Below are 20,399 nucleotides of genomic sequence, written 5' to 3' on the forward strand. Positions count from 1 at the left end.
AAAATGTCGATAAAATTACAGATTTTGATAATAGTTGTCATTATTTTGGCAATGTTATATATTGTTAATCATGTTAGAAAGAAAAGCATAGATTTTAAATACGCATTATTATGGCTTTTCGTATGCATATGTGTATTGGTACTAGCGATATTTCCTAAATTGTTGAATGTGGTTGCAAAAGCATTTGGGATAGCATCACCGGTAAATATGTTATTCTTTTTTGGATTTTGTTTGTCTATAGTAATTATATTTACGTTGTCTATAGCATTGAGTAACCTGACTGACAAGGTTAAAAAGATGGCACAGGAGATTGCTATTATCAGAAAAGATATGTATGAAAGATACAATGGGAACAATAGAGAAAATAGTGGAGGAAATTAAATGTGTGAAATTTCTGTAATAATACCAATATATAACGCTGAAAAGTTTATTGCCAGATGCTTGGAAAGCGTACTAAGGCAGTCATTTCAAAGTTATGAGATTATTTGTGTTAATGATTGCAGTCCTGATGGAAGCAGAGAAATTATATTAGAGTATGTTAAGAAATATTCCCCAAAAATAAGATTCCTTGAAAATGAAAAGAATACAGGTCCGGGCTTGTGCAGGGACTGGGGAGTAAAAGAAGCAAATGGAAGGTATGTGACATTTATAGATAGTGACGATTACATAGCAGACGATTTTTTAAAGACATATTATGATGAAATGAAAAAGGAAGATTATGATATTGTTATAGGTGGATATACAAAAGATATTGCGGGAAAGTATAAAAAATACTTAGTGAATGATTGTATATGGTCTGTTTTTAGTTATACCATAGGATGTGCAAAATTATATAATAAAGATTTTTTGATAAATAACAATATAGATTTTTCCGAGATAAGATGCGGAGAGGATATTCTATTCTCTATGTCTGTATTTTTTAATGATGCGAAATATAGTGTTATAAGATATGCAGGTTATTATTATTATTTCAACGAAAAATCAACTACAAGTACATTGTCATATGATAAAAAACTTGAGTGTGATATTTCTAAAATTTTTGATATGTTTTTAATGAAATATGATTATGAGTCTGCCGGTCAGGAAAAAAAATATCTGATACAATATAATTATATTGCGAATATGATAAATGCCCTGATAGTGTATGGACATGGTTGCAAACCTGATATTATGGATAAAAAATACAAATTTTTTATTGATGATTTAAAAAATAAATTTCCTGATTATAAAGAAAATAAATTTTTGAAGTTTGGAAAAGCTAAAAAGCAGTCATTAAAAATAAGGCTTGCAGTAGAGACAATGATGTTTTTTAATAAGATTGGTATAGACAAGTTTGTGTATAGAATAATTTCACTATTATAAAACAGGTATTATTTTGTTATTGGTGAGCATTAAAGAGTGATAGAGGTGAAAAAAATGGATTTGGTATGTGCATTTATTATTTTACATTATAATTCGTATGAAGCGACAAAAGTTTGTGTTGATTCAATTTTGGGGTTGGATAAGCAGGAATGTGTAAAAGTTATAGTAATAGATAATTCATCTGCTAATGATTCATATAAAAAATTATGTGAAACATATTCCGGTACGAAAGTTGAACTTTTACAAACGGAATATAATTGCGGTTTTTCGGCTGCAAATAATATTGCATATGAATATTGCAAAAAAAAGTATGATTGTGATTTTGTGATTTTTGCAAATAATGATTTAGAGTTTATTCAGAAAGATTTTGTAAAAAGAATATACGAAGAATATCAAAATAGTAAATTTGCAGTAGTAGGACCGGATATATATAATCCTATAATAGATACACATCAAAGTCCTATAAGTTATGAGATGCAGAGAAGTAAAAGTCAGGTGAAAAAGACTATTATATTTAACCGTCTGGCATTAACTTTTTTTGATTTATATTATATGTTTTTTGGAAAAAGCAGAAATGATAAGCCTGAGATAAAGGATGCAGGAGTTTATCAGGAAAATGTGATACCGTTAGGTGCCTGTTTAGTTATATCAAAGAAGTTATTGAAAAAAAAATCGGTTGTATTTTCACCGGAGACTTTTTTTTACTATGAAGAGTATATATTAGCAGACTGGTGTTTGAAGAATAATGAAAAAATGGTCTATCAGCCTGCGATAAAAGTTAAACATTACCATGGAATGGCTACAAAAACAGTTGGAAATGCAAAGCAAAGTGAATTGTTTAGAATGAAAAATATATATAATTCAAGTAAAATATATTATAAGCAGTTACAAATGAGGTGAAAAAATTGATTATAGATATGTTTGTAAAATTTTTTGAAAGAAGAATTGGATGGAGAATTAGAAACAGACATAATAAGACATATTGTTTGAATGTATATGATATAAATTGTGTAAGTGTTGGAGTTGGAACATATGGACCTATAGATATTGAAATGTCAAGAAATGATGTTTTCTTGAAAATAGGAAATTATTGTTCTATTGCAAATGGAACAAAGTTTATACTAAGTTCAGAACATGATATGAAGCATATATCTATGTATCCTTTTAAAACAATGATGGGGTTTAATGGCAATGATGCCACATCAAAAGGTGATATAGTATTGGAAGATGATGTATGGATAGGGTGTAATGCAGTTATCCTTTCAGGAGTTCATATTGGACAGGGAGCAGTTGTCGCAGCGGGAGCAGTTGTGACTAAAGATATTCCGGCATATGCGGTAGTAGCTGGAAATCCGGCACATATCATTAAATATAGATTTGACAAAGAATACATTGATGAGCTGTTGAAAATAGATTTTTCTAAGATAGACAAAAATATTGTGAAATATAACGAAAAATTGTTTTTCGATGAAGTAGGTGATTATAAAAAGTTGCGTATTTTGCCGCAGAAAGATAACAGGAATGTGTAAAATTAAAAAGAAAGTGTATGGATATGTTAATAAAGAGCAATGTAGATAAAAAAAAGGTTATTATATTAGGTGGAAATGGATTTATAGGAAAAAATCTCAGTAAGTGTTTTTATAAACATGGTCTTGATGTATATAGCTTAGATATAAGAGAGCCTGATGAGGAATTAGAGGGAATAAACTATATATCAGGTGATTTTTTTGATGAAATATTTTTAAAAGAGATTATTTCTGATAAGGATATTATATTTCATGCGATAAGCACGATACAGCCCGGAAATTCCAATCAGAAATATATGAGTGGTTATAACAGGGATATGATAGAGTCGATAAGACTTTTCTCGTATTTACTTGGGACAAAAAAGAAATTGATATTTTTATCTTCAGGCGGAACTGTTTATGGAAATCAGAAAATCCAGCCTATAAAGGAAGATGTGATGGCTTTACCGATAAATCATTATGGCAATGTGAAGCTGTGCATTGAAAATACTATGAGAGTGTTCAATACACAGATGCATTCCAAAATGTTGATAGCAAGAATTTCAAATCCATATGGTCCGGGACAGGATTTTAATAAAGGTGTTGGATTTATAGATGCAGCTATAAAAAAAGCAATGCTTGGTGATGTGCTGGAAATATGGGGAAATGGTGACACTGTTCGTGATTATATTTATATAGATGATGTATGTGAGATGTTATATTCACTTATTGATTATAGCGGTGATGAAGAGGTGTTTAATATAAGTTCAGGTATTGGAACAAGTCAGAATGATATTATAAATATTGTTGAAGATAAGATAAGAAAGATTAATATCGTATATAAGGACAGAAGAAGTGTTGATGTAAATAAAATTATATTAGATAACAGTAAAATTTCTAATATATGTGACATTAAATTAATATCATTAGAAAATGGGATAGAAAAGACCATTGACCATTTGAAAAAGTATCAGAATATATGGAAATAAATGTTTATAGGAAATATAATTGATTATTATTAGAGTGATATGGAGGTTATGAGAATGCAGCCTTATGTTTCGTTTTGTGTTCCAACAAATGGCATAAAAGAGTGGGTTATACCTGTTCTTGACAGCATTTATTGCACAAATGCAGATATTGAAGAATTTGAGGTGATTATCACAGATAATGGAAATGATAAGGATTTCTATGAGACATTGCTTGATTATTGCAAGGACAAGTCGAATTGTATATATAAAAGAACAGATGCAATTCAATTTCTTAATCAGATTGAAGCATTTAAAATGGCATCGGGAAAACTTATAAAATTTGTAAATCATCGTCATACTCTGGTAGATGGGGCGGTACAATATCTGATTGAAGTTTCAAAAAAATATTCAGATTTAAGACCGGAACTCTATTTTATGAATGGAGCAATAGCCGGGAAGTCAGGAGAAGAGGTTTTAAATACATTTGACGAGTTTGTATATGGTATGCAAAGATTTTCCTCATGGTCTGCCGGAACTGCAATGTGGAAAGAGGAATTTGAAAAAATATCTGATAATAAAAAGTATAATAGATTATTTCCTCATATTGATTTAATATTTAATAATAAAGAAGCATCAAAATACATAATAGATCATACGGTTTTGTTTAAAGAAATAATGATTGACGATAGCAAAAAGGGAAAATATGATTTATTCTATGCATTCGGAGTTGAATATCCTGCAATTATTCTTGAATTGTATAGGCAGGGGGAAATATCATATAAAACATTTGATAAAGTAAAAGAAAGTAATCTGGTTTTACTGGCTCAGTTATACTATGCATATGTGTTACGAAAAAAAGAGTGTTCGTATGATTTAAGCAGCTTTTCAGAGAATATACAGTGTTTCTATAGTAAGACAGAGATATGGAAAATGATAATTAAGATTGCTATTGGAAAATTAAAATTTTGGAAATAGAAACAGTTATTTTATATGAGGAGAAATTTGATGAAAATAAATAAGAATATAGAAAATAAATATGTTTATTATAGCAGTGCTTTACCGAAAGGGATTAAGGGGTTAATGTTGAAGTTGTATGCTAAGGGGATGAGTTGGATATATAAGCCTGTATTAAATATTATAAGACCGCATCAGAATAGTACGGAAGAAAAAAAATATGATGTAGTTGTTGGAGCAATTTTTAAGAATGAGGCAAAATATTTAAAAGAATGGATAGAATTTAACAGGATTGTCGGTGTGCAGCATTTTTATATGTATAATAATTTTTCTGATGATAATTATATGGAAGTTCTTGGACCGTACATTCAAGAGGGAATTGTCGATCTTATAGATTGGCCGGTAAAACAGGGACAGATTTCAGCATATAAAGATTGCTATGATAAGCATAGAAAAGATGCGAAATGGATAGGTTTTATTGATATAGATGAATATATAGTACCAAATAAAATGGAAAGCATATATGATTTTTTGAAATTGTTTGAAAAAAACAGAGCGGCAGTTATTATTAATTGGAGAATATTTGGAACATCAGGACATATCGAAGAAAATATGAATGAAACAATGGTTGAGAGATATACGGTTTGTTGGGATAAATATTGTTCAATAGGAAAATGTTTCTATAATACAAAATATGATATTGACAAAGATTATAAAAATAATACAGGTTTTCATCATACAGGATGGGGAAAACTAAAAAACATGAATCTTCCGCCGGTAAATGTTTTTGATAAAGTTTCAATTTTTCAAATGAATTATATAAAAACAAATGAACTTCCAATACAGATAAATCACTATTTTACTAAGTCATTTGACGAATATGTTGAAAAGAGAGCAAAAGGTGATGTATATTATGAAGTAAATCCTCATGATGAAGAATATTTTTATGCTCATGAGATGCGATGCAGGGCAGTTGATTATTCAGCTTATAAGTATCTTATAAAGTTGAAAAGAAAGATGGGAAACATATGAAAAGTTATTTAGTATTAATGCCATTTTTTATGGAATATGAGAAAAGTATTTGCAATGAGTTCAAAAAGAGATATGAGGTTACCTTATATGACAATGAAAAGGATTTATATGAAATAGACAAGTATATTCAGGATAGATTTTGGCTTAGGGTTTTGAGACAATTTTTCTTATACATAAAAAAACTTGATGTCTTTTATGAACATATGGAAAATAAATTTGCAGATAAAAATTTAGATATATTACTCAGAAAAAAATATGATGAGATTTTGTGTATTAACGGACATTTGCTTGCGGATAAAGTTTATCGCAGCTTAAAGGAAAATAATCCTGATACAAAAATGAGACTATATTTGTGGGATGATGCAAAGATATTAAGAAAAAATACACATTTTAAATACTTTGATGAAGTTATGTCGTTTAATATGGATGAATGTAAAAAATATGGTTTCAAGTACATGCCTATGTTTACTCAACATGAATGGATAGGACATGCAAAACAAAACAAGTATGATTTAGCATTAATTGGAACTGCACATCCTGATAGAATAAAATTGGCAAAAGAAATTTACGAGAAATACAAAGAAAAGTACAAAATGTTTATTTATTTTTATCATCCTGATTTTAAACCAGACTTTTTTGGGCATACAGAGTCTCTTAAATATGAGGAGTATTTAAAGATTTTGCAGGAGTCTCATGCTGTATTGGATTTACCATTGTATAAACAGGTTGGATTGACAACAAGACCTTTTGATGCATTATTGACAGATACTAAAGTAATAACTACAAATAAATATATAACGGAGTATCCAGTATATTCAGAAAACATATCTGTTATTGACAGGGAAAATCCGGTTATAGATGATGCTTTTATGACCGACAGTTATGTAAAGAATGATAAACATGCTATATCTGTTAGAGAATGGCTTGATAATATTTTGAAAGATTGAGTAGGATTAGGAGATTAGATTATATGCAGGCTGCAAAAAAAGGAATGCTTAATATCGTGTGTGGCTTTTTGGGACAGATTGTCATTATCGCTATAGGAATTGTAGTTCCGAGATTAGTTGTTGTAAGTTATGGTTCGGAAGTAAATGGTCTGCTGACTTCGGTAACGCAGATTTTTACTTGTTTTAGTCTGTTTGAAGCAGGGATAGGTGCAGCATCATTACAGGCTCTATATGCACCTGTTGTCCACAGTGATAGAGAAGAGATACAGGGAATAATTGTAGCTACTCACAAATTTTATATAAAAACAGGAACATTATATGCAGGTTCAGTTGTTTTATTGGCATTATTATATCCTGTTTTTGTAAAGACAAGTATATCATATTGGACAGTAGTTGGAATAATAGTATTTGGTGGATTGGGGAATTGTTTTAATTTTCTTTATCAGGGCAAATACAGAATTTTAATGGAAGCTGAGGGTTACCTTTTTATAGCAACCAATATAACAACCGTCATAAATGTAATAACCAGTCTGACAAAGGTTGCATTACTGCTGATGGGATATAATGTATTAGCAGTGCAGTTTTCATACTTTTGTATTAATATTTTACAAATGCTTATCTATTCATTCTTTATAAAAAAGCACTATTCATGGCTTGATTTTAATACAGCTCCAAATTTAGAAGCGATTTCGCAAAAAGGTGCGACATTGATACATCAGATATCAGGTATTATTTTTTACAATACAGATACTATTTTTTTGACGCTTATTTTGCAAAATCTTAAGGTGGTAAGCGTATATACTATGTATAATAATATAATCCAGATGGTAAATACAATGCTCGTTCAGTTGGTAAACGGTTTTAATTTTAGACTTGGACAGATTTTTAATACCGATAAAAAAGAGTATAACAGGCTGCATCATATAATGGAGGTGATAAGTCTTGGTAGTATGTTTTCGGTTATGACAGTTGTTTATATATGCATATTACCGTTTATGCGATTATATACTTCCGGAGTGAATGATGTTAATTATATAGACAAACTTTATCCTGTTTTTTTTGTACTTGTTCCGATCATGAGTTATGGAAGGAATATTGGAAATAATGTAGTAAATTTTGCGGGACATTTTAGGCAGACGCAGTGGAGAGCGGTTACGGAAACTGTTCTTAATATAGTTATATCAGTTGCACTTATCTGGAAAGTGGGGATAATAGGTGCATTGCTTGGTTCGATCATAGCATCTGCCTACAGAACGGTTGATATAATATTTTACGCATATAAGCATTTGCTTGAAGGAAAACCGTGGCTTACGCTTAAAAGGTGGCTTGTTTGTTTTATTATATTTATCGTTATAGTATGCACTGTAAATCAGAATATGTTATTTGCTGACAGTTATCTAAAAGTTATTTTATTAGGCGGAGTATCATTAATTATATGTATATGTATATATTTTGCCGGATTATTTATTACAAACAAAGAGGAGGCAAAGGATATAATCAATATGGCAAAAAATTATATATTTAAGAAAGAGTAGTAACGGTAAAATACAGAAAGGTGAAATTATGGGTTATTAAAAAAATAAGAAAATATTAGCATTGTTTTTAATTGTAATTGTAATTATTTTAAATTTTTCTAGTGTTGGCAAAACTATTTCAAAAGCATCATCAGATAAGAGTGTCAATTATTCAAATGCAGTTTCAGAAAGTAGAAAGATCATAAATATAAATAAGGACTGGAATTTTGACAGTTGCGATGAAAGTGATGATGGATGGGACTTTCCGACAGGAGCAAAATCAGGCAAAATTGATTTGCCGCATACATGGGAATATACTCATCCAACGAAATCTTATATTGCTAATATGAATAAGAAAACCGTTGAGTACACAAAGTCTTTGGATGACAGCAGTTATAGAAATAAAAATTGTTTTATTAAATTGAATGGTGTGAGCAGAAATGCGGATGTGTATATAGACGGGGAAAAAGTTGGAACACATATTTGGGGATATACGGCATTTGTATTTGATATTACGGATTATGTAAAGGGAAAACAGAATGTTCAATTAAAAGTAAAGGTTAAAAATATAGATACGGACACAATACCTATCAATGTCGATTACACACAATGGGCCGGAATATACAGAGATGTTGAGATTATTTTATATAATGACCAATACATATCGTTGGAAGATAACGGAAGTTCAGGAATTTTTATTAACAGTAATCAGGTTGCGAGCAATGCTGCGGTAAGTACTAAGAGTGAATTTAGCAATAAGGCAGATAAGGATACTGATGTAACATTGAATGCTGTGATAAAAAATGCAGAAGGAGAAGTAGTAGCTTCAAAAAATGAGAATGTTAAAGTTACAGCCGCAACGACAAGTGAGGCAGTTACTCTGAGTCAGGAAATTAAAAATGTGACATTGTGGAGCAGAAATGCAAACGGTTGAGAATAGAAATATTCATAAGAGAACACGTTACTATCAGGGAATGATAGATTTGAATATATTAGAAAAAGGAGAAAATTATAAAAGTTTAAAGAAAAGCTTCGTTATTTTTATTTGTACATTTGATTTGTTTGGAAGGGGACGGCATATATATACTTTTGAAAATCGTTGTATTCAGGATACAAGTTTATCACTTGGAGACGATACTATAAAGATTATATTAAATACTAAAGGAACGATGGATGATGTTACACCAGAGTTAAAAAGTTTGCTTGATTTTATTGACGGAGAGGAACCGAGAGATGAATTTACAAAGGAGCTGGAAGCAGCAGTGAAAACTGTAAGGAAAAATGAGAAATGGAGGTTGGATTATATGACATTGCAAATAAATTATCAGGAAAAATATGAGCAGGGGATAGAGCAGGGAAGAGAACAGAGCAACAGGCAGTCTGCACTAAGAATGATAAAAGCCGGAAAGCTGTCAAATGATGAAATTGCATTGTATTCAGGTCTTACAACAGAGCAGGTAGAAGCATTGGAAGAAATTTTTCAGAGAAAGAGAGAAAAAAGTTTTGAATAGTAAAAATAAATCGAGGGTATCATACAATGAACAGAATACAATAAAATTTAAAGAATATTTATACGAAAACAGATGGAATATTTTAGTTTCGTTTGTTTTTTCTATAATTTGTTGTATTGCTATGATATCTTTGAAAATGATAAATATAGATGAAGAAACGTGGTATTTATCAACAAAAAAAGAAATGTCTGATTTATGGCTTTATCAGGAAAGATATATGATTTATATATATAATATGATATTTTCTCCATGTGGAAGATTTATTCCTATAGTGTCGGATTGTCTTGGACTGTTTTTTTGGAATATGTCAGGCATTGTATTTATGTATGTTTTTTTTGATTTGTATGATATAAGTTCAAAGTATGGAAGAATAGCAGCATTGTGCTGGTATAGCAGTGTACCATTATGTATGGGAGAAGCGTTTGGGTTTGGTTTTATGATTATCCCTGAGACTTTTGCTATGATAATTGTTGCGTTAGCATTTTTATTGATTATAAAAGAAAAGCATGGCTTGCTGGATGTTGTATTTGCAGGTGCTTTGATGACTGTTTCAATGGGAGTATATCAGGCGTTATTAGAAATATTTATAGTTGCAGTTGTAGGCTGGTGTTTTGGTTGCTATCTAAAGGAAAATAAATGGCTAAAAATTGCAATTAAAGGTGTAGCTGTTTGTGTTATATCGATGATTTTATATTGTGGAATAAATTTTATCATCAAAAAATATGTTGGTTCAGCAAGTTATCTTTCTGATGGTTATATCGGATGGGAAAGCGGAAATGTCATTCGTGTACTGTTTATGGCGTGTGCCAATGTTATAAGAGTGTCATTGGGTATTACGATGATGGGAAAATATGTTTATGGTGCATGGGCATTAAGAATTTTATTTGTTATTTTTATTATAGCGGTTGGCAAATCCGTGATGAAAACCGATGATATAAAGAAAAGAGCCGTTATTGTACTAGGGGTAATAGTTTTGGTGGCTTCGCCATTTTTCCTTTATATTGCAATGGGAACATACAAAACATATGGTCGCATGTTGTTATCAGTGGCATTGTTAGGAGCAATTGAGCTATTGTTTGTTTTTAAATATTTGGACGGAATAAAGTTTAAAAAGATAATTTATTGTTTTGTGGGGATTGTTTTACTTTTAAACTGTATTTATATGAACCTGCTTTATTACAGAGGTTATAAAGTTTACAATAATGATGTGGTTACCGCTAAATCAATAATGAATGTTATAGAAGAAAAGAAATATGATTATACAAACAAACCTATTGTTTTTGTTGGGAAATATGGAAAATCATTAGAAGAGAATGGTGGCTCAGGAACGATAGGTGCATCATTTTGGAACTGGGATGACTGTAATATGAGCAGGACAAGGGACTTTTTGGGAATTTTAGGATATAAGGTTTTGCTTCCGTCATCAGCTCAGATAGATGAGGCACTTGGAAAAATTGGAGATATGTCTGTATGGCCTGCAGAAAATGCCATAGGAGAGACGGATGATATAATCATTGTTTATTTATCGTCACCAACATCTAAATGGATTGAACTAAATAAAAGTCTGGTGGGATAATAATTTTATTCTGCGACATTTTCGTAGTGTGTACGACGAGAAAATGGAAACAGTATATCGGAAATCCAGCCGAAATGACTTGTTTTGAGGAGATACCGAGAGTACATCACATAAGAATGGAGGATAGACAATTCATACGCTGATAATGGCGTGGGAGATTATAATAATAGGGTCGAAAATACAATACATTAGGAGAAATATATGAAATCGTTAGAAAAAAGAAAGTTATCTTATATTATTATTGTAGTTTTGGCAGTTGTCGTCAGTTGGGTTATCCCATTGAAAATGCAAGATATTACTTTTAATATAGAATATGATAGGAACATGTAGTCTTCGGCTCAGATATTTTATGATGTGGGTTCAGGGTGTTCGGAAGAAAATTCTGTAGTAGAAGAAATAAATGACAGAAATGTGGAGTTGAGTATTAGTGTCAAGACTTTTAAAAATATTCAGTTAATTCGTTTGGATCCGGTGTTTGAGAAACAGGATGATTTTAAGATTGAAAGTCTTAGGGTAGATTATGGCGGAAGTAAGATTTTAAAGCTGACTTCCAAAGAATTAAGAAAATATGTCACAACGGTGCATAATGTGGTTATAGCACAGAAAAATATGAAGTTGACGAATATTGATAATGATCCTATAATCAACTTTTCTTCAAAGTTTGTATCTGATATTAATCAAAAAGCAAAATATGGAAAAATAAAAAAGGATAGAAGAGTTTATAACTGTTTTATCAATTCTGCCATTGAGACATCAAATAACAAAAATCGTAAATTTACAAGTATGGATATGTTCCCTACAACACTTGCAGTATTAGGCGTAGACATAGATGGTGACAGACTGGGTCTTGGAACTAATCTGTATGCAGATAAAGAAACTTTGGCAGAGAAATATGGATATGAGTATATAGAACAGGAATTATCTAAAAATTCAAAGTTTTATAATAAAGATATTTTGGGTGAATAAGCTGCTTGGAAATATAAGGTCAATATTATAAAGTAAAAAAGAATGATGAAAAAGCGGATGCAGTGAGCATCTGCCTTTTCACATTGAAATTTTTCCCATAAACCTACGCACTTGACATATTTTAGTTGCAATTTACAGATAAATTAAATATAATAGACTATGTTTATGATTTTTAATTGCTTTAGATAATGTTGATGATAAAGGAGACTATAAAATATGTGTGGAATTGTTGGTTTTATTGGTAAACATCAGGCAGCACCTATTCTTTTGGACAGTTTGTCTAAGCTTGAATACAGAGGGTATGATTCAGCAGGGCTTGCTGTGAGAAACGGGGATGCAGATATAGAGGTAGTTAAGGCGAAAGGTCGTCTTAAAGTGCTTGCCGAAAAGACAAATGACGGTAAGGCTATGCAGGGAACTTGTGGTATCGGTCATACAAGATGGGCTACACATGGTGAGCCGTCAGAGACTAATGCACATCCGCATCACAGTGATGATGGTAATGTTGTTGCAGTACATAACGGTATTATTGAGAATTATCAGGAACTTAGAGATAAGCTTGCCAAAAAAGGATATGAGTTTTATTCACAGACTGATACAGAGGTTGCCGTAAAACTTATTGACTATTATTATAAAAAATATGAGGGAACTCCTGTCGATGCCATCAATCATGCGATGATAAGAATCCGTGGTTCGTATGCACTCGCGGTTATGTTTAAGGAGTATCCTGAGGAGATTTATGTTGCAAGAAAAGACAGTCCGATGATTCTTGCTACGGCAAATGGGGAGTCTTATGTTGCATCTGATGTTCCGGCGATACTCAGCTATGCGAGAAATGTTTATTATATAGGAAATCTTGAAATCGGAAGACTTAGAGCCGGGGAGATTACTTTCTACAATCTTGACGGTGATGAGATTGAGAAAGAGCCTAAGGAGATTAATTGGGATGCACAGGCAGCAGAGAAAGCAGGTTTTGAGCATTTCATGATGAAAGAGATACATGAGCAGCCAAAGGCTATAAAGGATACGCTTGGTTCAGTTGTCAAGGATGGAAAGATTGATCTTTCTAATGTAGGTCTTGCAAAGGAAGATATTGAAAATATCAGTCAGATTCATATTGTTGCGTGCGGTTCTGCATGGCATGTTGGTATGGTTGCACAGTATGTTATTGAGGATCTTGCAAGAATCCCGGTAAGAGTTGAACTTGCTTCAGAGTTCAGATATAGAAATCCTATCATTGATAAAGATGCACTTGTTATTATAATCAGCCAGTCAGGTGAGACGGCAGACAGTCTTGCAGCACTAAGGGAAGCTAAGAGCAGGGGAATAAAGACACTCGGTATTGTTAATGTTGTCGGTTCTTCTATTGCAAGAGAGGCTGACAACGTATTTTATACACTTGCTGGTCCGGAGATTTCAGTTGCCACTACTAAGGCATACAGCACACAGCTTATAGCAAGCTATATTCTTGCTATTGAGTTTGCGATGGTAAGAGGTCAGATAAATCAGGAGCAGTATGACGGATTTTTGTCAGAACTTAGTGAACTTCCTGATAAGATTCAAAAGATAATAGACGATAAAGAAAGACTTCAGTGGTTTGCTTCTAAACAGGCAAATGCAAAGGATATTTTCTTTGTAGGTCGTGGAATAGATTATGCTATCTCACTTGAGGGAAGTCTTAAGCTTAAGGAGATAAGCTATATTCACTCTGAGGCATATGCGGCAGGTGAACTTAAACACGGAACTATAAGTCTTATAGAGGATGGAACGCTTGTTATAGGTGTGCTTACACAGAATGACCTCTATGAAAAGACGATAAGCAATATGGTAGAGTGTAAGAGCAGAGGTGCATACCTCATGGGACTTACGACATATGGCAACTATAATATAGAAGATACAGTTGAATTTGCAACATATATTCCTAAGACAGATGGGCATTTTGCAGCAAGTCTTGCAGTAATTCCACTTCAGCTTTTAGCTTATTATGTTTCTGTAGCTAAAGGTCTTGATGTTGATAAGCCTAGAAATCTTGCAAAGAGCGTTACCGTTGAGTAAATGCTGTTTGGGCAGATATGAACAGGAATGTATGATAGGTTATTAACGGAAAGCCGTAATGGAATGGAGACTAACAGATAAGATATGATTAAAAAAATATGGGATTTATATTTAAAGTATAAAGAGCCAATCCTTTACCTTGTGTTCGGAGGATTTACGACACTTATAAACATTGTGGCATATGCGGTTTGCAAGCATCTTATGGGGATAGATACTATCCCCAGCAATGCAATAGCGTGGGTGCTCGGTGTTGCGTTTGCGTATGTGACAAACAAGATTTTTGTTTTCGAGAGCAAAACAGATACACTTTCGGCATTACTCAAAGAGTGTATGTCATTTGTATGGTGCCGCCTGGCTACCGGTGTTATGGATATGGTTATAATGTATGTGACTGTTGACTGCCTGCACTGGTCGGATATGATAATGAAAATATTGTCGAATGTCCTCGTGATAGTTTTGAATTTTGTGTTCAGTAAACTTATTATTTTTGCTAAAAAGGCTGAGAGTGTATAAGGGGCAGTCACACCTGCTTAATTAGGCATTTGTGAAAATGGCACAATCCTTGATTAAATAGAGGAATTAACACAGGATATAATTAGCCTTGCATTTACCTGCAGGACAAATAGGTGTAAGGAGAAAAAACATGAATAAATCAAAGAAAACAATAATATGTATAGCAATAGCAGTTGTTGTGATAATATGTGCCGTTATCTTAAAAAATACGGTTTTTGCACCAAAGGGTGCGTTTAAAGAGGGCAGTTCAGGTGTCATTGAGTATTCCGGTTATAATGTCGAGGGACTTCACTATGGGTTTAACACTCAGCAGGAATGTTATCTGAAAACGGACAATTATAACGGAGTAAAAGAAATTGATGTTAATTTTGCTGAAACAGCAGAACAGGATGTTGTTTTAAGTCTTAAATTTTTTGACAAAGATGGTAATAAATTGACTGATTACATTAATGCGACATGGAAAAAGGGAACAAATTATTGCAGGGTTCCTGTTAAGGACAGCGAAAAATATTCGGGTTATAAGATAATGATACCGCATGATTTTACACTTGACAGTATCAATTTTTCTTCAAAAGAAGGCGGAGACTTAAAGAGTCCTAATTAAGATTTAAAATCATAAGAAATGCCTTTGATAAAATTTTTAAAGATGTGTATGCAGTTAAAAAGACTGCTGGCATAATGCGTGTGAATAAGTTGTCTGATTATGACGGAAAAGGGGAGAAATATGAAATACGATTACTTAATAGTAGGTGCGGGACTGTTTGGTGCGGTTTTTGCACATGAAGCACATAAAAAAGGAAAGAAATGTCTTGTTATCGACAAGAGAGAGCATCTTGCAGGTAATATTTATACTGAAAAAATTGATGATATTGATGTTCACAAATACGGAGCGCATATCTTTCATACTTCTGACAAGAAGATATGGCAGTATGTAAATCAATTTGCAGAGTTTAATAATTATATAAATTCTCCGGTTGCCATATATGGGGATGAACTTTATAATCTTCCGTTCAATATGAATACTTTCAGCAAGATGTGGGGCATTAAGACTCCGGCAGAAGCTAAAGCTGTGATAGAAAGGCAGATTGCTGAGTTAAATATAGGTGAGCCAAAAAATCTTGAGGAGCAGGCTTTAAAACTTGCAGGTAAAGATGTGTATGAGAAACTTGTAAAAGGATATACCCAGAAACAGTGGGGCAGGGAATGTAAGGATCTTCCAGCATTTATCATAAAAAGACTTCCTCTTAGATTTACTTACGATAACAATTATTTCAATGACAGGTATCAGGGGATTCCGGTTGAAGGTTATACAAAAATGATTGAGAATATGCTTAAGGGCATTGAAGTTAGACTTTCAGTCGATTATTTTGATATAAAAAATCAGATTGATGCCGATAAAATAATATATACAGGTATGATAGACAGGTTTTTTGATTATAAACTCGGTGTTCTTGAGTACCGTTCAGTCAGATTTGAGACTGAAAAGCTTGATATGGAGAATTATCAGGGAAATGCAGTTGTCAATTATACTTCTGCGGATGTACCTTATACGAGGATAATCGAGCATAAGCATTTTAATTTTGGAAAACAGCCCGTAACTATTATAAGCAGGGAGTATTCTTCTGAGTGGAAAAAGGGTGATGAACCGTATTATCCGGTCAACAATGAAAAAAATGACAGTCTTTACCGGCAGTATGAGGAGCTTGCAAAAAATGAGAAAAATGTTTTATTTGGCGGAAGACTCGGTCAGTACAAATATTATGACATGGATAAGGTTATTGCGGCAGCACTTGAAATGTGTGATAATGAGTTATAGGAAAAGTGTATGAACATATGAGAGATGTTTTGTATCACATTGAGTGTGTGCTTTATGACATTGATTGATAAATTAAGCAGAAAACAGACGGAAAAATAATAGATTAACGAAATGAGGTGTTTTATGAAGATTTTAGTAACCGGTGGAGCAGGTTTTATTGCAAGCCATACAAATGTGGAACTTTTAAATGCAGGTTATGATGTAGTAGTTGTGGATAATCTTGTAAATTCAAGCAGGGAGTCTGTTGCAAGGGTTGAAGAACTTACAGGAAAAAAGATTTCTTTTTATGAGGAAGATCTTTTAAACGAAAAAGCCATTGATGCTATATTTGAAAAGGAAAACATAGATTCTGTAATTCATTTTGCTGCACTTAAAGCAGTCGGTGAATCATGCCAGATACCTCTTAGATATTTTGATAACAATCTTACAGGTACATTAAATCTTTTAAAGGTTATGGAAAAGCATGGTGTTAAGTCGATAGTTTTCAGCTCATCGGCTACTGTTTACGGAAAGCCTGAATCTGTGCCTATTAGAGAAGATTTTCCACTGTCAGTATCAAATCCTTATGGACGAACAAAGCTTATAATAGAAGATATGCTCAGAGATATATACAAATCTGATAATGAGTGGGATATAGCACTGCTTAGATATTTTAATCCTATCGGAGCACATGAGAGTGGAATGATAGGTGAAAATCCGCATGGCATACCAAATAATCTTCTGCCATATGTAGCAAAAGTGGCTGCAGGACAGCTTGAATGTGTAAATGTTTTTGGCGATGATTATGATACACCGGATGGAACCGGAGTGCGTGATTATATTCATGTTGTTGACCTTGCAACAGGTCATATAAAGGCTCTTGAGAAACTTGTCACACATCCGGGACTTGTGACTTACAATCTTGGAACAGGTGTTGGCTATAGTGTTCTTGATATAATTAAGAATTTTGAAAAAGCTTGTGGAAAAGAGATACCATACAAGATTACCCCACGCAGACCGGGAGATATTGATATGTGTTATGCCGACCCGGCAAAAGCTAAGGAGGAACTTGGCTGGGAGGCAACGAGAAGCATAGATAAGATGTGTGAAGATGCATGGAGATGGCAGACTAAAAATCCTAATGGTTATGAGGGATAAGATGATGTGTGGACAAAGTCAGGTATGCATGTTTAAATATAAAGTTTTGGCTGAAAGTTTGTCCCCGGTTTAGTAAAATATATTGCAGGAAAATGTCTGATACTTTGTGACAGCTTTGAAACGGAGAATCAGAGCAGGATTGTTATTTTGATTTTGCAAATTGCAGGAGGACTAAAAGTTGGAAAAACAAAATGCAGAAATGATGGAATATCTTAAATCCTTAGAAAATATTGTTCAGTTTCAGAGTTATGTTTTGGAACATATACACGATGATTTTTCAGTTTTGTTTAAGGTGCTTTCAAAGTGCTTTGGAATGGATGCAATGCTGACATATTCGTGTACAGAGTCAGGTCTTGTTGACAGTGTGGTTTACAGAAAAGATTCGGATGATGTGACAAAATATCAGACATATCTCAATGCAGGAAAAGGGAGACTGTTTAATACCAGACATTATATATATACATCTGTTGCTGAAATGTCGGATGATATGAGAGAAGAGCTATTGAGTTGTTATGAGTTTGTTGAAAACAAAAGAATAGTAGTTTGTTCAGGAATAGTAGAGGGTGTTTTATATAGTATTGTTCTTGTGCTTGGTGAGCAGGATGAGGAAGTGGGAGTTGATTTCAATGATTGTTCTGATATGTTTTTAAACACTGTGCATCTTATGATGGAAAATAAGATAATGAGTGAGAAAATGCGCTATGACAGTGAACATGATCTTCTCACGGGACTTTATAACAGACGAAGTTATTTCACGAAAAGCAGGGAAGAATATACTATGCTAGCATCAGTCGGTATATTTTTCATGGATGTAAATCATCTGAAAGAAACGAATGACAGATATGGACATGATGCCGGGGATGCACTTCTTAAAAAGGCTGCCGAGAGTATTAAGGCTATGTTGTCTGAAAATATACACGGTTTCAGAATGGGCGGCGATGAGTTTATAATGGTTGCATTAAACTGTGCTGAAAGTGATGTCATCAAGATAAAGGAAAGATGGGAAAAAGAGCTTGAGATAGTCAATGAAAAGTATGGTATGAGTCCGTGCAGTGTAGCTGTTGGGACAGCATTTGCAAAAGGTTCATTCAGAATAGAGGAATTGTGCAAGATAGCGGATGACAGGATGTATGAGGATAAAAAAAGAAAGCATAATTGCAGATAAACTATAAATGGGTCATTGCAAAACTGGTTATATGTTGTGTTATTTGTTATATTTGCACAAAATAATTATATATTGTAACAGTTTTGTAAGTATCTGTAAATTATAGATAAATGGAGGTTAATATGGAATTATACGATGAGTTAGTGGCTCGTGGTCTTATAGCACAGGTCACAGACGAGAAAGAGATAAAGGAACTTATAAACAATGGTAAGGCAACTTTTTATATCGGTTTTGATCCGACAGCTGACAGTCTTCATGTGGGGCATTTTATGGCTCTATGTCTTATGAAGAGACTCCAGATGGCAGGAAATAAGCCAATTGCACTTATCGGTGGTGGTACGGCAATGATTGGTGATCCATCAGGAAGAACGGACATGAGACAGATGATGACTGTCGAGACAATAAATCATAATGTTGAATGTTTCAAGAAACAGATGAGCCGTTTTATTGAGTTTGGCGAGGGTAAGGCAATGCTTGTAAACAATGCTGATTGGCTTACAGACTTAAATTATATGGAAGTTTTAAGAGATATAGGACCACATTTTACAGTCAATCGTATGCTTGCCGCTGAATGTTACAAGCAGAGAATGGAGAAGGGACTTTCATTCCTTGAATTTAACTACATGATAATGCAGAGTTTTGATTTCTACACATTATATCAGAAATACGGCTGTAACATGGAGTTTGGTGGGGATGACCAGTGGAGTAATATGCTCGGTGGTACTGAGCTTATCAGAAGAAAGCTTGGTAAGGACGCATATGCAATGACTATAAATCTTTTACTTAATTCTGAAGGAAAGAAGATGGGTAAGACACAGTCAGGAGCAGTTTGGCTTGACCCGGACAAGACTTCTCCGTTTGACTTCTTCCAGTATTGGAGAAATGTTAGTGATGCTGATGTACTTAAATGTCTCCGTATGCTCACATTCCTTCCATTAGAGCAGATTGATGAGATGGACAAGTGGGAAGGCAGCAAGTTAAATGAAGCTAAGGAAATACTTGCATTTGAGCTTACAAAACTCGTTCACGGTGAAGAAGAGGCAAACAAGGCAAAAGAGGGTGCAAGAGCATTATTTGCAGGTGGTGGAAATACATCACAGATGCCTGTTGCTGAGCTTTCCGGTGAAGATTTTGATGAGGATGGAAATATAGGAATACTTACACTTCTCGTAAAGGCAGGACTTGCTTCGTCAAATGGTGAGGCAAGAAGAAATGTGCAGCAGGGCGGAGTTTCTGTCGATGGTGAGAAAGTTACAGAGCCTAAATCTATTATAAATAAAGATAATATCACGGAAGATGGTATTGTACTTAAACGAGGAAAGAAAAAATTTATGAAAATTGTTGTTAAATAATTGAAAAATGAATAACTTTGCTAAAC

Annotated in this window: 20 protein-coding genes; all 20 read left to right on the forward strand. The window is 33.2% G+C overall.

From position 1 onward, the window contains the following. Positions 1 to 3 precede the first annotated feature (3 nt). The 20 genes from DW721_RS06690 (at position 4) to tyrS (ending at position 20,373) form a co-directional block, all read left to right on the forward strand. The gene (locus DW721_RS06690; RefSeq protein WP_022014098.1) at positions 4 to 381 is read left to right on the forward strand and encodes a DUF2304 domain-containing protein; all 378 of its coding nucleotides are present in this window, start codon (positions 4 to 6) and stop codon (positions 379 to 381) included. Next, complete coding sequence (locus DW721_RS06695; RefSeq protein ID WP_118745230.1) at positions 382 to 1,362, forward strand: glycosyltransferase family 2 protein; 981 nt, start codon at positions 382 to 384, stop codon at positions 1,360 to 1,362. Positions 1,363 to 1,416: 54 nt separating this feature from the next. Then, the gene (locus tag DW721_RS06700) at positions 1,417 to 2,262 is read left to right on the forward strand and encodes a glycosyltransferase (RefSeq protein ID WP_118745231.1); all 846 of its coding nucleotides are present in this window, start codon (positions 1,417 to 1,419) and stop codon (positions 2,260 to 2,262) included. A 5-nt stretch (positions 2,263 to 2,267) separates the two neighbouring features. Beyond that, positions 2,268 to 2,891 carry a CatB-related O-acetyltransferase gene (locus tag DW721_RS06705; RefSeq protein WP_022014101.1) on the forward strand — a complete coding sequence of 208 codons (624 nt, stop codon included), beginning with the start codon at positions 2,268 to 2,270 and terminating at the stop codon, positions 2,889 to 2,891. Positions 2,892 to 2,908: 17 nt separating this feature from the next. Next, positions 2,909 to 3,856, forward strand: a complete 948-nt coding sequence (locus DW721_RS06710; RefSeq protein ID WP_243035967.1) for an NAD-dependent epimerase/dehydratase family protein — start codon at positions 2,909 to 2,911, stop codon at positions 3,854 to 3,856. A 54-nt stretch (positions 3,857 to 3,910) separates the two neighbouring features. Beyond that, positions 3,911 to 4,810, forward strand: a complete 900-nt coding sequence (locus DW721_RS06715) for a hypothetical protein (RefSeq protein WP_118745232.1) — start codon at positions 3,911 to 3,913, stop codon at positions 4,808 to 4,810. A 30-nt stretch (positions 4,811 to 4,840) separates the two neighbouring features. Further along, a complete protein-coding gene (locus DW721_RS06720; protein ID WP_182436241.1) occupies positions 4,841 to 5,821 on the forward strand; it encodes a glycosyltransferase family 92 protein in 981 nt (326 codons plus the stop codon). Between the two features lie 203 nt (positions 5,822 to 6,024). After that, a complete protein-coding gene (locus DW721_RS06725) occupies positions 6,025 to 6,768 on the forward strand; it encodes a hypothetical protein (RefSeq protein ID WP_147355386.1) in 744 nt (247 codons plus the stop codon). 23 nt (positions 6,769 to 6,791) lie between these two features. Next, the gene (locus tag DW721_RS06730; protein WP_118745235.1) at positions 6,792 to 8,303 is read left to right on the forward strand and encodes a polysaccharide biosynthesis C-terminal domain-containing protein; all 1,512 of its coding nucleotides are present in this window, start codon (positions 6,792 to 6,794) and stop codon (positions 8,301 to 8,303) included. A gap of 61 nt (positions 8,304 to 8,364) precedes the next feature. Further along, positions 8,365 to 9,216 carry a sugar-binding domain-containing protein gene (locus tag DW721_RS06735; RefSeq protein WP_118745236.1) on the forward strand — a complete coding sequence of 284 codons (852 nt, stop codon included), beginning with the start codon at positions 8,365 to 8,367 and terminating at the stop codon, positions 9,214 to 9,216. After that, positions 9,203 to 9,793: an Rpn family recombination-promoting nuclease/putative transposase gene (locus DW721_RS06740; RefSeq protein ID WP_118745237.1), complete on the forward strand. Its 591-nt coding sequence runs from the start codon at positions 9,203 to 9,205 to the stop codon at positions 9,791 to 9,793. Before DW721_RS06735 ends, DW721_RS06740 begins: the two co-directional genes overlap by 14 nt. Positions 9,794 to 9,929: 136 nt before the next feature. Continuing rightward, positions 9,930 to 11,369, forward strand: coding sequence for a glucosyltransferase domain-containing protein (locus DW721_RS06745; RefSeq protein ID WP_182436242.1), 1,440 nt, complete (start codon positions 9,930 to 9,932; stop codon positions 11,367 to 11,369). 354 nt (positions 11,370 to 11,723) lie between these two features. Next, the gene (locus DW721_RS06750) at positions 11,724 to 12,335 is read left to right on the forward strand and encodes a hypothetical protein (RefSeq protein ID WP_118745239.1); all 612 of its coding nucleotides are present in this window, start codon (positions 11,724 to 11,726) and stop codon (positions 12,333 to 12,335) included. A 216-nt stretch (positions 12,336 to 12,551) separates the two neighbouring features. Next, entirely contained in the window at positions 12,552 to 14,390 is a 1,839-nt protein-coding gene (gene glmS / locus DW721_RS06755) for a glutamine--fructose-6-phosphate transaminase (isomerizing) (protein ID WP_118745240.1), read from the forward strand. An 84-nt stretch (positions 14,391 to 14,474) separates the two neighbouring features. Further along, on the forward strand, positions 14,475 to 14,903 hold the full coding sequence (locus DW721_RS06760; RefSeq protein ID WP_022014189.1) for a GtrA family protein: 429 nt from the start codon (positions 14,475 to 14,477) through the stop codon (positions 14,901 to 14,903). Positions 14,904 to 15,033: 130 nt separating this feature from the next. Continuing rightward, a complete protein-coding gene (locus DW721_RS06765) occupies positions 15,034 to 15,507 on the forward strand; it encodes a hypothetical protein (RefSeq protein ID WP_022014188.1) in 474 nt (157 codons plus the stop codon). A gap of 120 nt (positions 15,508 to 15,627) precedes the next feature. Further along, positions 15,628 to 16,719: a UDP-galactopyranose mutase gene (gene glf, locus DW721_RS06770; protein WP_118745241.1), complete on the forward strand. Its 1,092-nt coding sequence runs from the start codon at positions 15,628 to 15,630 to the stop codon at positions 16,717 to 16,719. Positions 16,720 to 16,842: 123 nt separating this feature from the next. After that, the gene (gene galE / locus DW721_RS06775; RefSeq protein WP_055946123.1) at positions 16,843 to 17,856 is read left to right on the forward strand and encodes a UDP-glucose 4-epimerase GalE; all 1,014 of its coding nucleotides are present in this window, start codon (positions 16,843 to 16,845) and stop codon (positions 17,854 to 17,856) included. A 178-nt stretch (positions 17,857 to 18,034) separates the two neighbouring features. Next, on the forward strand, positions 18,035 to 19,021 hold the full coding sequence (locus DW721_RS06780) for a GGDEF domain-containing protein (protein ID WP_118745242.1): 987 nt from the start codon (positions 18,035 to 18,037) through the stop codon (positions 19,019 to 19,021). A gap of 122 nt (positions 19,022 to 19,143) precedes the next feature. Beyond that, positions 19,144 to 20,373: a tyrosine--tRNA ligase gene (gene tyrS / locus DW721_RS06785; protein WP_022014184.1), complete on the forward strand. Its 1,230-nt coding sequence runs from the start codon at positions 19,144 to 19,146 to the stop codon at positions 20,371 to 20,373. Positions 20,374 to 20,399: the final 26 nt, after the last annotated feature.

The sequence above is a fragment of the Clostridium sp. AM27-31LB genome, assembly GCF_003480745.1.
Classification (GTDB): domain Bacteria; phylum Bacillota; class Clostridia; order Lachnospirales; family Lachnospiraceae; genus Butyribacter; species Butyribacter intestini.